Genomic DNA, 12,774 nt, shown 5'->3' on the forward strand with positions numbered 1-12,774 from the left:
GCTCACCGGACGCCGCCCAGGGCGGTCCGCGCACGGTCGAGGGCCGCATCGACGCGGGCGTCGAGCAGGCCGTCGGGCAGGTCGACGACGGCATCCCCGTCGCGGAGCGACGGGTCGGCGACGACCGGGACAGGCAGCGACAGTCCGTCGAGCGCGGCCGCGTCGGCGGGGCTGAGGCGGACCGCAGTCACGACGGGAGCCGCGGCCACCTCCAGCGCACGACGCAGGGTCTCCTCGGCGGACGCGGCACGACGACCGGTCGCGTCCACGTCGTCGCCGGTCGGACGGGAGGCCCGCACCGCGGCACCGACGACGGCCTCCGCCAGGTCGACGGCCGCGCTGGCGAGCGACTCCTCAGCGGCGGCGAGCACCGGCGCGACGCGGGCCTGCAGCGCCGCGGCGGCGCGGTCGAGGACGGCGACGCGGTCGGCGACGACGGCGTCGAGCGCGGCGAGCCGGGCCGCGTGCTCGGCGTCCATCCGGACCCGGAGCGCGTCGGTCTCCACCTGCGCGGCCCGGAGTCCGGCGGCGTACCCGGCGGCGTGCCCGCGGACGTCGGCGCTGGCGGCACGACGGGTGAGGGCGGCGTCCGTGATGACCGGGAACGCGACCGGGGCGAAGCGGTCAGTCAACGAGCTCGTCCTCCTCGGCGCGGTGGACGGTGATGACGCCCTGGGCCTCGAGTTCGCGGACCGAGCGGACGACCTCGGCGCGGGCCTCCTCGACCTGCGACACCCGGACCGGCCCCATCGACTGGAGCTCGTCGTCCAGGAGTTCGCGGTTGCGCTCGGACACGTTCGCGCGGATCGTCTCGACGACCGCGACCGAGGCGCCCTTCATGGCGGTGGCGAGGATCTTCGAGTCGATGCCGCGGAGCACCTGCTGGATGTCGCGCGACTCCAGCTTCACGATGTCCTCGAAGGTGAGCATCCGCGAACGGATGTCCTCGGCGAGTTCCGGGTCACGCGCCTCCAGGCCGTCGAGCACGGCCTTCTCGGTCGCGACGTCCGAGCGGTTGATGATCTCGACCAGCGGCGCGATGCCGCCGACGACCTCGACGCTCTCGCGGGGCGAGACGACGGCGCCGGCGCGCGAGCGCAGCACGCCGGCGACGATGCCGACGGCCTCGGGGGTCGCGGTGCCCATCGTGGCGAACGCCTGCGCGACGTCGGTGCGGACGCGCTCGTCGACGCCGGCGAGCACGGCACTGGCCTGGGCGGGCTTGAGGTGCGCGAGCACGAGCGCGATGGTCTGGGGCAGCTCGCCCTCGAGCAGGGCGATCACCTGCCCGGGCTCGGCGTCGTCGAGGAACTCGAAGGACTGGCCGGCCAGGTTCGACGCCAGACGGTCCATGACGCCCGCGGCCCGTTCGGCGCCGAAGGACGCCTCGAGCAGGCCGAGCGCGGTCTCCTTGCCACCCCGCCGCGAGGTGCGGCCGGTGCGGGTGAGCCGGTGGAACTCGCCGAGCGTGCGGTCGACGGTCTCGTCGTCGACGCGGCGCATCCGGACGATCTCGGCGGAGATCTCCTCGGCCTCGAGCTCGGAGAACTGCTTCATCACCTCGGCGGCGCGCTCGGTCTCCATCTGCATGAGGATGAGCGCGACCTTCTGCGCGCCGGTCAGGGGACGGTCGGTGCCGGGCGCGGGGACGAGGGCGCTCACACCGACGCCCGGTCGTCGAGCAGCCCGCGGAGGAGCTCGGCCGTGCGCTTCGGGTCGCGCTCGGCGAGGGCGGCGATGTCCTGCCGACGACGCTCGGCCGTGATCTCGTCGGTGGTGAGGACCTCCGTCGGGGAGTCCTCTACCGGCAGGGCCTGCAGCGCCACCGTCGGGGCGTCCCCGGGCTCGATACCGGAGCGGTGGTCGGCCGGTTCGACGGCGAGCGGCAGCTGGAAGGCGTCGCCGAACGCGTCGAGCTCGCCGATGTCGACCTGCTCGCGCTGCTGTCGACGGCTGCGGCGGGCGAGGAACACCATCAGGGCGACGAGGGCCAGGACGATCCCGACGACGATGCCCGCCGTGCGGACGGCCGACCAGAGCGCCTCCTGCTGGTCCGCCTGCTGCTGCGCCTCGAGGGCCTTCGCCGCGTCGTCGGCGGCGCTCGTGTCGAAGTCCATCATCGCGACCTTCACCTGGTCGCCGCGGGCGGTGTCGACACCGGCGGCGTTCGCGACGAGGTCGTTGATGCTCTGCAGGTTCGCGCTCTGCACCGACGTGGCCTTTGAGTTCAGCGCGACCGAGATGGTCTGGCGGTCCATCGCGCCGGCCGGGATCTGGGTGGTCTCGGTGGTCTTGTCGACGGCGTTGTTCTTCGTCGCGGACTCGTTCTCGTAGCCGCCGTCGGTGCCGTTCGCCCCGTTCGCCGCGGTGCCGTTCGGGACGGCGATGTTGTCCGGCCCGAGGACACCGGTCGCGTTCGTGCCCGCGCCCTTGCCGCCGGCGCCGTACTGCTCCTTCGTCGAGGACTCGTTGAGCGCCACCGGCCCGGTCGTCGGCGTCGTGTACGACTCGGTCGTGCGGGTGCCCGAGTTGTCGCTCATCGTGGCCGCGACGACGACGCTCGCGTTGCCGGCGCCGAGGGTCGTGTCGAGCAGGTCCTGGATCTTCTTGCTCGTCGCGGCGTCGTAGTCGGCGGCCTGGTCGGTGCCCGAGCCGGTCGCGCCGGTGCCGACGGCGGAGAGCGTCTGCCCCTTCTGGTCGACGACGGAGACGTCGGTCGGCTGCATGCCCTCGACCGCGGCGCTGGTGAGGTGCACGATCGCCTGGACCTGGTCGGTGCCGAGCTGGGCGCCGTTCTTCGTGGCGATGAACACCGACGCGGTCGGGTCCTTCTCCTCGGACACGAACACGGACTTCTTCGGGATCGCCAGCTGCACGCTCGCGGTCTGCACGCCGTCCATCGCCGAGATCGTCTTGGCGAGCTCGCCCTCGATCGCCCGCTTGTACGTCACGTCCTGCTGGAACTCCGAGCTCGTCACGCCCATCGTGTCGAGCAGCGAGTAGCCGCCTTCGTTCGAGGACGGCAGACCGTTCGACGCGGCCTTGAGCCGTTCGCCGTACACCTTCGCCTGCGGGACGAGGATCGTCGCACCGCCGTCGGTCAGCTGGTACGGGACGCCGTCGGTGGTGAGCTGGTCGGTGATCGAGCTGGCGTCCGCCGCGGCCAGGCCGGTGAACAGCGGCGCGTAGGACGGCTTGCCCAGCCACGAGGCGAGGGCGATCCCGCCGAGGACGAGCGCGGCGACACCGATGATCGCGATGGTCCGCTGCGCCGCGGTGAAGCCCTTGACGTACCCGCCCAGACGGCCGAGCACGCTCTGCATCCCGGCGGGCATCAGGCCTGCATCCGCATGATCTCGTTGAACGCGTCGACGCCCTTGTTGCGGACGGCGGCGACGAGCTCGAGGGTGACCTGCGCACGGGTGGACGCGATGGTGGCGTCGTGGATGTCGTCGAGGTTGCCGGTGACCGCCTTGAGCGCGAGCGTCTTCGAGTCGCTCTGCAGCTGCTGGAGGCCGTCGACCGCGTTGCCGAGGCTCGCGGCGAACCCGTCACCGCCCGAGCCGGACACCGCGGAGGCCCCGCGGTCGCTGCTCGTGCCGGAGACGCTGGTCAGGGCGTTGGTCATCGCGTTGGTGGTGACACCGTTCACGCCGTCGATGGGCATCAGTTCTTCCCGATCTGCAGTGCCGCCTCGTAGGCGGTCTTGGCGCGGTCGACCACGGCGGCGTTCGCCTGGTAGCCGCGCTGGGCCATGATGAGGTCCGCCATCTGCGTGCCGAGGTCGATGTCCGGCATGCGGACGTAGCCCTCGTCGTTCGCGAGCGGGTTGTCCGGGTCGTACGTCACGCGGCCGGCGGCGCTGCCGAACGCGGCGCCCTTCACGTAGGCGCCGGAGACGCCGTTGCCCTCCTGGACCTCGACGTAGCGGGCCTGGAAGGCGGAGTCGTCCATCGAGCGGACGGTGTTGACGTTGGCGATGTTGTCGGAGATCGCGTCGAGCCACTTCCGGTGCACGGTCATGCCGGTGCTCGCGATGCCGATCGCGTCGAAGGTCGTCACGAGTTGGTCCGCATCGCCGCACGGACGCTGGTGAGCTCGGAGTTCATCGCCTGCGTCGCGAACTGGTAGCGGAGCACCGTGTCGACGTTGGACAGCGTCTCCTCGTCGAGGTTGACGTTGTTGCCGTTCGTGTTCGTCGGCTCGAGGCTGCGGGCGACGGTCGGCGTGGTGCGGCCGTTCCCGTCGACGATGCTCTTCGCGAGCGCGTCCTCGAACTGAACCTTGCCGGCCCGGAAGTTCGTGGTGTTGATGTTGGCGATGTTATCCGCGATGACGCGCTGGCGCATCGACAGGCCGTCGAGCGCGCTCTGCAACGCAGCCGACGTCACGGAATCGAACACGGAGGGGTCCCCTCGTCAGGCGTCGTCGGGGTGACGTCGCCGAAGCGGTGGTGGCCGATCCGTGGCCGGGTGTCGAGCGATCCGTGCTCAGCTGGGCCTATCGGCGGTGCCGCAGCGGGGTGTAAGCCGTCGCCCCGAACGGGGGGCCGAGAGGTGCGTCAGGCGCTGGCGTCGAGGTACACGGAGCCGGACGGGACGCGCGTGGCGTCGACCGCGCGGAGCGCGCCGAGGTGGTCGAGGGTGCTGCGGCGGGCCTCCTCGACGACCGCGATGCGGTCGCGCTGCGCGGCGAGCAGCCGGGAGGCGCGGCCCACCAGGTCGCGCGGGATCGGTCCCAGCCCGGCCGGTCCGGTCCAGGGGGCCGCGTCCTCGGCGGTGGGGGTGGGTGTGGCGTCCTGGTCGAGGGTCGCCTCGAGGGTGGCGAGCACGGCCTCCCAGCGTGCCCGGGCCTCCGTATCGGAGGTGGTGTCGGCGCCGGCGCTGGCTGCGGCGTCGAGCGTGTCGGTGCGCTCCGAGGTCGCCTCGGCGTCAGGCGACACCGAGGGCTCCGCCGACGGTGTGCTGGGGCGCGGCCGGGGTCGCCGGGAGCGAGGCAGCGGCGTCGTGCCAGGCCTGGCGCAGCGGGTCGAGGATGCGGATGCAGTCGCGCGTGGCCTGCACGTCCCGGTGCACGTTCGCGGTGATGAGCGACGTGGACGCGTAGTTGTAGACGGCGAGCAGGCCCTCGCCGCCGTCCCACACGTCGATCTTCAGCGTCGAGGACAGCTCGCCGACGATGGCCTGCGCGTGCAGGAGCTGGTCGCGGGCGGCGTCCCAGTCGGCGGCGACCTGGGCGGTCTCGGCGCGGTGCAGGTCGAGCAGCAGCCGGTCGTAGAGCATCGTGACGAGCTGCGCGGGCGTGGCCGACAGGACGGCCTCGTTCGTGTACTGGGCGCGACGCTGCTCGGTCATCGACCGGGGCTGCGCAGCCTGGCGGAAGGCGGCGGCACCGCTGAGGTCGTAGGCGTTCATGTCGGTTCTCCTGCGGCTCAGTTGCCGGACATCGACGAGAGCTGCCCGGCCAGCCAGCTCGACTGCGACTGCAGCTTGCTGAGGCTGGTCTCGAGCGCGGCGTACTGCGTCTGCAGCGTCGCGCGGCGCATCGTCAGTCGGTCGGTCCACGAGTCGATCTGCGTGTTGAGGTCCTTGACCACGGACTGCTTGCCCGTGATCGCGGTGGTGATGGAGCCGGTGTACTTGTCGCTCGCAGCGGTCGCCGCGGCGGACACGGTCGTGGCGACGCCGGACAGGATCGCCTGCGTCCCCGCGGGGTCGGCGGCGAGGGCCTTCTGGAACGCTGCCGCGTCGAAGTCGAAGTCCCCGTCCTTCGAGATGACGATGCCGATCGACGACGGCGACTTCCCGTTCACCGGGGTCGACATCGCGCTCGTCAGGCGCTGGACGGCGTCACGGGTGGTGCCGTCGCCGAGCAGGACCCCGGCCGTGGTGCTCGTCGTACCGCTCGTCGGGCTCGTCGTGCTCGTGACGCCGGTGTTCGACGCGTAGTAGGACGTGACGGCGTTGAGGGCGTCGACCAGCCCGGAGGCGACGGCCTGCGCCTTCGAGGTGTCCCTCGCCACCGTGATCGTGACCGGGTCCGTCGACGCCTTCGAGACGGTGACGTTCACCCCCGGCAGCAGGTCGCTGAAGGCGTTCGTCGCGCTCGTGACGGTCTGTGCGGCGGCGGTGCCCGCCCAGAGCGTGACCGAGGCGTCCGCTGCCCTGGTCACCACGGCGGCACCGGGCTCGGCGAGCACGTCGGTGGCGGTGCCCGCGGCGACGTCCGCGGCGGTCCCCCGGTGCAGGGTGAAGCCGTTCGCGGCTCCCGTCGCGGTGCTCGTCAGCTGCAACCGGTACAGCTTCGTGCCGGACGCGTCGGTGCCGGCGGCGACCTTCGTCGCCGTGACACCGGCGGCGGAGCCGTTGATCGCCGTGACCGTGTCGTCGAGCGACCCCGACTTCGGCGTCACCGTCGTGCTCGTGCCGTCGGGCTTGGTGAACGTCAGCGGCGACGCGGTGTCCCCCCAGGACGACATCGCGGCGGTGACGCCCACCTGTGCGGCGGCGGTCTGCCCGACGGTGAACGAGACGGAACCCGGCGTGGCCGAGGCGCTCGTCGAGACCGTGGCGTTCGTGGCGCTCGACGACGCGGAGTACACGTCGAGCGAGTTCGTCTTCGCGGCAGCCGAGGCCTTCGTCGCGAGGGACTGCACCAGCCCGTTGATCGTCTGCAGCGACGAGATGAACGAGTTGGTGGTGGTGACCTTCGACTTGAGCAGGGTCTGCGGGACCTGCTCGATGCTCATCAGCGAGTTGATGAGGTCCGAGGTCTTGAGCCCGGAGACCAGACCGTCGATCGCGAGCGAGGTGCTCGTGGCGGACGTGGCGGACATCGCGGGCTCCCCGGCGGTCGACGGATCGAGATGAGGGCGGACCGACCGCGGTCAGTCCGGAGGGGTGGGCGCCACCACCGAGGAGCACCCGAACGGCTCCTCGGCGGTGGCGACCGATGCGACTAGCGGAGCAGCGACAGGACACCCTGCGTGCTCTGGTTCGCCTGCGCGAGCATCGACGTGCCGGCCTGGCTGAGGATGTTGTCGCGCGTGTACTTGACCATCTCCTCCGCCATGTCGACGTCGGTGATGCGGGACTTCGCCGCGGTGAGGTTCTCCTTGGCCACGTTCGTCACGTTGATGGCGTGGTCGAAGCGGTTCTGGATCGCACCGAGGTTGGAGCGGGCCGAGGAGACCTTGGCGATCTGCTCGTCGATCGTCTTGATCGCCTGCTGGGCGTGGTCGGCCGTGTCGAACTTGATGCCGATGCTGGCACCGCCCGATGCCGACGTCCCGGCGAGCACCGAAGTCGGCGTGGTCGCGGCGTTGTCCGAAGCGAGCGGGCTCGTGGCGAAGTCCACCGTGCCGCCGTTGTTCGCGTTCACAACGAAGCCGGTGGCGGCTCCGTTCGCATCGCGTACAGTCGACGCCGTGTAGCTGCCCGAGAAGTTCGTGTCGCTGTTGAGCGCCGACACGAACTCATCGATGGTCGCGAAGTCGTTGTAACCGGTGGCCGGTGCCGTCTTCGCCGAACCGTGGAGCTGCGCGGTGGTGACGGCCGTGTCGACCGTCTCGCCCGCGTCACCCTTCGAGGACTTGAACGTCAGCGACTGGTTCGACAGGTCGGCGACGTCGGAGACCGTGAACTGCGCTCCGCCGGTGTTCGAGGCCGTCGTGAGCGCGGTCGCGATCTTCGAGACGTTCGCACCAGACAGGTCGACCGCGATCTGGCTGTCCTGACCGGCGTTCGCGCCGACCTGGAACTTCAGGGTGTCGTTGCTGTTGAGCAGCGAGGTGCCGTTGAAGTTGGTCGACGTGGCGATGCGGCCGAGCTCCTTCTGGAGCTGCCCGACCTCGGTCGTGATCGCCTGGCGCGACGTGGCGTTGTTCGAGTCGTTGCCCGCCTGGACAGCGAGGTCGCGCATGCGCTGGAGGATCGAGTGGGTCTCGGTGAGGCCACCTTCAGCGGTCTGCACGACGGAGATGCCGTCCTGCGCGTTGCGGGCGGCGACCGTGAGGCCACCGACCTGGGACTTCAGTCCCTCGGAGATCGACAGACCGGCAGCGTCGTCGGCAGCACGGTTGATGCGGAGGCCGCTCGAGAGCTTCTCGAGGGACTTCGACAGGTCGTTCTGCGTCGCGTTGAGGTTCCGGTACGTGTTGAGTGCCGAGAGGTTGGTGTTGATGGACATACCCATGGTGGTTTCCTCCGTGAATCCTTGGGTGGTGGTGTCTGCCCGTCCATGGGCTGACATCCGTGACTCTCGGCAGGTCCGCCGAGGTCGTTAGGTGTCGGCGCGGAATTCATCCGCGCCGAGGTCTAGCCGGCCGCCACGGCGGTCGGAGCGGACGCGTCGAACACCGCGCGGGCGACCCCGGCGGTGGCGTTCGTCGCGACGCGGGCGAGGTACGCACTGCGGCGGGCCGCGGTGGTGCGGGACGCGGGCTCCGGGGTGACACCGCCGTCGCCGTAGTGCGCGGCGAGCCCGTCGCGGAGCAGGCGCATCGCCTCGGAGCGCTGCTGCGAGACGGCGGAGTGCGTGATGCCGAGCTCGGCGGCGACGTCCGTGACGGTGCGGTCGCCGAAGTACACGGCCTCGACGATCAGGCGCATCCGGTCCGGCAGGGCGAGCACGGCGGCGCGCAGGTAGCGGCGCTTCTCGATCTCGAGCAGGTCCTCGCCCGGCAGTGGCAGGTCCGCGGCGACGATGTCGTGCACGGTCTCGTCGATCGGGGTGACGGTGCGCGCGGCGTCGGTGAGGGCGTCGACCGCGGTCTGGCGGTCGACACCCATCGCGTCGGCGATCTCCTGCGGGGTCACGGTGCGGCCGAGCCCGGCGGACAGGGCCTCCTGCGTGGCGAGGGTCTCGCGGATGCGCTTCCGGGTGCCGCGGCTGGCCCAGTCGCCGGCGCGCAGGTCGTCGGCGATCGCACCGGTGATCCGGGTGCGGGCGTAGGCACCGAACGGCACACCGAGGGTCGGGTCGAACGCGTCGGCAGCCTGCACGAGGGCGACCGAGCCCACCTGGGCGAGGTCGTCGCGGCTGAGGTGGGTGGCGCGTGCGCAGGTCTCGGCGACGATGTAGCCGACGAGCGGCAGGTGCTCGACGATCATCGCGTTGCGTGCGGTCCGGTCCATGTGGTTCCCCTGGTCGTCCTGGTTCGACTGACCCGTCCGTGGGCATGACGATCACCGGCGTCGGGACCGCCGGAGTACGTCGAAGAACCGCCGGGGTCCGTCCCGGCGGTGCACCCGCGCCCGAGGACGCGAGCCGGGGGTTGTCCCCCGGTGCTGTTCTCGAACCTATCGGCTGCCTGGGTGCCGGACGACCCTCTGTCCGTACCCAGTGCGGGGGTGGGTACGGCTCCGGCCCGTCCGCTCTTCGGAGGACCAGGGGAGCGATTGTCCCCCGATGGGAGGACACCCGGAGCCGTGCTTACGCCGGGACCGCTGCCGCCGATAACTCCTGGAGACCGCAGTCGGCGGTCACCCGGACCCGGAGGGAGCTGATGAGCGTGAACGACCTGTCCGCCGTCCTGTGGCGCGAACGAGAACTGCTCGAACTGCTCACGTTCAAGCTCGAGGAGGAGCAGCTCCTCCTCGCCGCCGGACGCTCCCGCTGGATCTCGCACGCCAGCCGCGAGGTCGAGCAGGTCCTCGACCGGCTCCGCTCCACCGGCCTCGAGCGCAGCGCCCAGAGCGCCGCCGTCGCCGAGGAGTGGGGCGTGCCCTCCGACGCTCCCCTGCGCGACGTCGTCGCCGCCGCACCGTCCGGTCCGTGGGGCGAGATCCTGGCGTCCCACCTCGCCGCGATGCTCGAGCTGACCACCCGCATCGGCTCGCTGCGCGACGAGAACGACCGCTTCCTCCGCATCGCCGCCTCCGCCACGCAGGAGACCCTCGCCGGGACCGTCACCGACGCCGACACCTACGACGCCACCGGCTCATCGGGCTCGAACCCGGACGGCGCACGCCTGTTCGACGGGAACCTCTGACCGTGGTGAGCACCTTCGGGTCCCTGCAGACCGCCTACTCCGGACTCGCCGCCGCCCGCGCCGGCCTGGACGTCACCGGCCAGAACATCGCGAACGCCGGCACGACCGGCTACACCCGGCAGCGCATCGTCCAGACCGAGGTCGGCGCCCCCGCACAGACCGGCTTCGTCCGGGGCACCGCAGCGCTCGCCGGGCAGGGCGTCTCGGTCGACGCCATCGCCCGCCTGGCCTCGGCGACGCTCGACACCCGCGTCCGGTTCTCCGCCGGGGCCGCCGCGTACGCCGACACCCGTGCGACCGGTCTCGACCAGCTCGAGACCGGGCTGCACGAGCCCGGCGCCGACGGCCTCGCCGCGAAGCTCGATGCCTTCTGGTCAGCCGCCGCCGACGCGGCCACGCACATCGACGACCCGGGCGCCGCGAGTGCCCTCCTCGGTGCGGCGAAGACCGTCGCGACGGCGCTGTCCGCCGGGTCGCGGTCGATCGAGGCGCAGTGGTCCGCGACCCGCACGACCCTCGGCACCCAGGTCGACCAGCTGAACGACGCGGCGAAGCAGGTCGCCGACCTCAACGGCCAGATCCGCACCGCGGTGGCCTCGGGGGGCACCGCGAACGAACTCCTCGACCAGCGCGACCAGCTCACCGAACGGATCGCGACGCTCACCGGTGCGAACGTCCGCGACAACGGCGACGGCACGGTCGACGTGGTCCTCGGCGGCAACCCGCTCGTGCAGGGCACCACGGCGCGCACGGTCGCCCTCGGCGGGGCCCCCATGCTCGCCGGCAGCACGACCGACGCCCCGATGCTCCGCTGGACCGACGGCTCGGCCGGTGCGGTCGGCCTCGACGGCGGATCGATCGCCGGCGGACTGTCCCTGCTCGCCCCGGCGAACGCCTCCCGCACCGGCGGCGCCCTCGCCGAGGCGGCCGCGGCCCACGACCGGGTCGCGACCGACCTGGCGACCGCCGTGAACACCCTGCACGCCGCCGGCACGACGCCGAGTGGTGCGACCGGCACGCCGTTCTTCGCCCTCGCCGCCGGTGTCCCCGCCGCCCAGGGCCTGTCCGTCGTCCCGACCGACGCGAGCGGGCTCGCGACCCGGAACGCGGCCGGCCAGTTCGACGCCTCCGCCCTCTCGGCGATCGCCGCGGTCGGCAGCCGTGCCGGGGGCCCGGACGCGACCTGGGCGACCTTCGTGACGGGCGTGGGCAGCGCCTCCCGGACAGCCACGTCGGAGGCGACGCTCACCGGTCTCGCCCTGACCAACGCGCGCTCCCAGCAGCAGTCGAGCGCCGGGGTGTCGATGGACGAGGAGAACGTCTCGCTGCTCGCCTACCAGCACGCCTACCAGGGTGCCGCGCGCGTCCTGACCGCCGTCGACGAGATGCTCGACACCATCATCAACCGCCTCGGCCTCGTCGGGAGGAGCTGACCGTGATCAGCCGTGTGACCACCCAGATGACCATGGCCACCGCGCAGGCCCGCCTGCAGGCCGGCGCCGCGAAGCTCGCGGACCTCACCGACCAGGCGACGACGCTCAAGGCGATCCGGAAGCCCTCGGACGACCCGGCGGGCACCGCGACCGCCATGCAGGTCCGCAAGGAGCAGGCGCAGGCCGCACAGCACGCCCGCAACGCCGACGACGCCGCGGGCTGGCTCGCCACGACCGACAGCGCCCTCGCCGACGTCGGGAAGGTGCTCGGGAAGGTCCGTGACCTCACCGTGCAGGCCGCGAACGACGGCACCATGAACGACACCGCCCGCGACGCGATCGTCAAGGAGCTGCAGGGGCTCAAGGCCGACCTGCTCAGCACCGCCAACACGAAGTACGGCACCCGGTCGGTGTTCGCCGGGTCCTCCCCGGCAGCCGCCGCGTACGCGCCCGACACCACCTGGGCGGGCTCCTCGGCCCCGAGCGTCACCCGCACGATCGGCGACGGCGACCAGGTCCGCGTCGACACCGACGGCAGCGCCGTGTTCGGCACGGGCGGCACCTCGGTCTTCGCGCTCCTCGACGGCATCGTCTCCGACCTGCAGGCAGGCACCAACGTGAACGCACGACTGAACCAGGTCGACGCCGCCCAGGCAGCCGTCCGCAGCGCCCAGGCCGACGTCGGCGTCCGGCACTCGGCGGCACTCGCGGCGCAGGACTCGCTGAAGACGCTGTCCACCACGCTCGAGGGCCGACGGTCCGGCGTCGAGGACAAGGCGCTCGCCCAGGCCGTCCTCGACCTGCAACTCCAGAGCACCAACTACCAGGCAGCCCTCGCCGTCACCGCGAAGGTCCTGCAGCCGACCCTGATGGACTACCTCCGATGAGCATCGACCTCGCCTTCACCGTCGCCCCGTTCGGCCTCGAGCCGCTGCGGTCGTTCACGCTCGAGCCCGTGGACGGTGCCGACGGCCTGTTCGCCCTGCTCGGCGCGGGCACCACGGACTCCGGGGTCGAGGACCCGCGGCTGTACCTGCTCGACGCTGCCGTGCACCTGCCCGACTACGCGCCGGAGCTCTCCGACGAGCAGGCCGAGCGCATCGGGCTGGTGCGCGCCGAGGAGGCCATGCTGCTCGTCGTCGCGAACCCGGACGCCGGCGGCACGACCGTGAACCTGCTCGCCCCGGTCGTCGTGAACGCCCGCACCGGCGTCGGGGCGCAGTTCATCCTCGAGGACCAGGACCTGCCCCTCCGCGCCGAGCTCGCGCGGAGCTGACCGACCGCGCGCGGGGCTGACCGCCGGACGCGACCGACCCTCCGCAGAACGGCCGGTCCCAGCCGTGCCGGGCG

15 protein-coding genes are annotated in these 12,774 nt (G+C 72.0%); 4 read left to right on the plus strand and 11 right to left on the minus strand.

The window, feature by feature from the left end:
• Nucleotides 1-2: 2 nt before the first annotated feature.
• The 11 genes from KM842_RS05705 to KM842_RS05755 all read right to left on the minus strand — a co-directional run bounded on the left by KM842_RS05705 (nucleotide 3) and on the right by KM842_RS05755 (nucleotide 9,134).
• The gene (locus KM842_RS05705; protein WP_216261505.1) at nucleotides 3-632 is read right to left on the minus strand and encodes a FliH/SctL family protein; all 630 of its coding nucleotides are present in this window, start codon (nucleotides 630-632) and stop codon (nucleotides 3-5) included.
• On the minus strand, nucleotides 625-1,662 hold the full coding sequence (fliG, locus tag KM842_RS05710; RefSeq protein WP_216261506.1) for a flagellar motor switch protein FliG: 1,038 nt from the start codon (nucleotides 1,660-1,662) through the stop codon (nucleotides 625-627). Before fliG ends, KM842_RS05705 begins: the two co-directional genes overlap by 8 nt.
• Nucleotides 1,659-3,335, minus strand: a complete 1,677-nt coding sequence (gene fliF, locus KM842_RS05715; protein WP_216261507.1) for a flagellar basal-body MS-ring/collar protein FliF — start codon at nucleotides 3,333-3,335, stop codon at nucleotides 1,659-1,661. Before fliF ends, fliG begins: the two co-directional genes overlap by 4 nt.
• The gene (gene fliE, locus KM842_RS05720) at nucleotides 3,335-3,667 is read right to left on the minus strand and encodes a flagellar hook-basal body complex protein FliE (RefSeq protein WP_216261508.1); all 333 of its coding nucleotides are present in this window, start codon (nucleotides 3,665-3,667) and stop codon (nucleotides 3,335-3,337) included. The genes fliF and fliE overlap by 1 nt, the downstream gene beginning before the upstream one ends.
• Nucleotides 3,667-4,062, minus strand: a complete 396-nt coding sequence (locus tag KM842_RS05725; RefSeq protein ID WP_253206267.1) for a flagellar basal body rod protein FlgC — start codon at nucleotides 4,060-4,062, stop codon at nucleotides 3,667-3,669. Before KM842_RS05725 ends, fliE begins: the two co-directional genes overlap by 1 nt.
• A complete protein-coding gene (locus tag KM842_RS05730) occupies nucleotides 4,059-4,403 on the minus strand; it encodes a flagellar basal body rod protein FlgB (RefSeq protein ID WP_216261509.1) in 345 nt (114 codons plus the stop codon). The genes KM842_RS05725 and KM842_RS05730 overlap by 4 nt, the downstream gene beginning before the upstream one ends.
• A 158-nt stretch (nucleotides 4,404-4,561) precedes the next feature.
• Entirely contained in the window at nucleotides 4,562-4,942 is a 381-nt protein-coding gene (locus KM842_RS05735) for a hypothetical protein (RefSeq protein ID WP_216261510.1), read from the minus strand.
• Nucleotides 4,932-5,414 (minus strand): flagellar export chaperone FliS, encoded by a 483-nt coding sequence (fliS, locus tag KM842_RS05740; protein ID WP_253206268.1) that lies wholly within the window; start codon nucleotides 5,412-5,414, stop codon nucleotides 4,932-4,934. The genes KM842_RS05735 and fliS overlap by 11 nt, the downstream gene beginning before the upstream one ends.
• Before the next feature lie 17 nt (nucleotides 5,415-5,431).
• Nucleotides 5,432-6,835, minus strand: a complete 1,404-nt coding sequence (fliD, locus tag KM842_RS05745; RefSeq protein ID WP_216261511.1) for a flagellar filament capping protein FliD — start codon at nucleotides 6,833-6,835, stop codon at nucleotides 5,432-5,434.
• A 122-nt stretch (nucleotides 6,836-6,957) separates the two neighbouring features.
• On the minus strand, nucleotides 6,958-8,193 hold the full coding sequence (locus KM842_RS05750) for a flagellin N-terminal helical domain-containing protein (RefSeq protein WP_216261512.1): 1,236 nt from the start codon (nucleotides 8,191-8,193) through the stop codon (nucleotides 6,958-6,960).
• A gap of 122 nt (nucleotides 8,194-8,315) precedes the next feature.
• Entirely contained in the window at nucleotides 8,316-9,134 is an 819-nt protein-coding gene (locus KM842_RS05755) for a sigma-70 family RNA polymerase sigma factor (RefSeq protein ID WP_216261513.1), read from the minus strand.
• A 371-nt stretch (nucleotides 9,135-9,505) separates the two neighbouring features.
• Between KM842_RS05755 and KM842_RS05760 the strand changes: the two genes are divergently transcribed.
• From KM842_RS05760 to KM842_RS05775, 4 genes are read left to right on the plus strand one after another with little or no spacing between them, the layout of a single operon-like run.
• Nucleotides 9,506-9,991, plus strand: a complete 486-nt coding sequence (locus tag KM842_RS05760; protein ID WP_216261514.1) for a flagellar protein FlgN — start codon at nucleotides 9,506-9,508, stop codon at nucleotides 9,989-9,991.
• A 2-nt stretch (nucleotides 9,992-9,993) separates the two neighbouring features.
• Nucleotides 9,994-11,424 (plus strand): flagellar hook-associated protein FlgK, encoded by a 1,431-nt coding sequence (flgK, locus tag KM842_RS05765; protein WP_216261515.1) that lies wholly within the window; start codon nucleotides 9,994-9,996, stop codon nucleotides 11,422-11,424.
• A 2-nt stretch (nucleotides 11,425-11,426) separates the two neighbouring features.
• The gene (gene flgL, locus KM842_RS05770) at nucleotides 11,427-12,311 is read left to right on the plus strand and encodes a flagellar hook-associated protein FlgL (RefSeq protein WP_216261516.1); all 885 of its coding nucleotides are present in this window, start codon (nucleotides 11,427-11,429) and stop codon (nucleotides 12,309-12,311) included.
• On the plus strand, nucleotides 12,308-12,700 hold the full coding sequence (locus KM842_RS05775) for a flagellar assembly protein FliW (RefSeq protein ID WP_216261517.1): 393 nt from the start codon (nucleotides 12,308-12,310) through the stop codon (nucleotides 12,698-12,700). Before flgL ends, KM842_RS05775 begins: the two co-directional genes overlap by 4 nt.
• The last annotated feature ends 74 nt before the right edge of the window (nucleotides 12,701-12,774 follow it).

This window comes from Curtobacterium sp. L6-1 (assembly GCF_018885305.1).
GTDB lineage: Bacteria > Actinomycetota > Actinomycetes > Actinomycetales > Microbacteriaceae > Curtobacterium > Curtobacterium aetherium.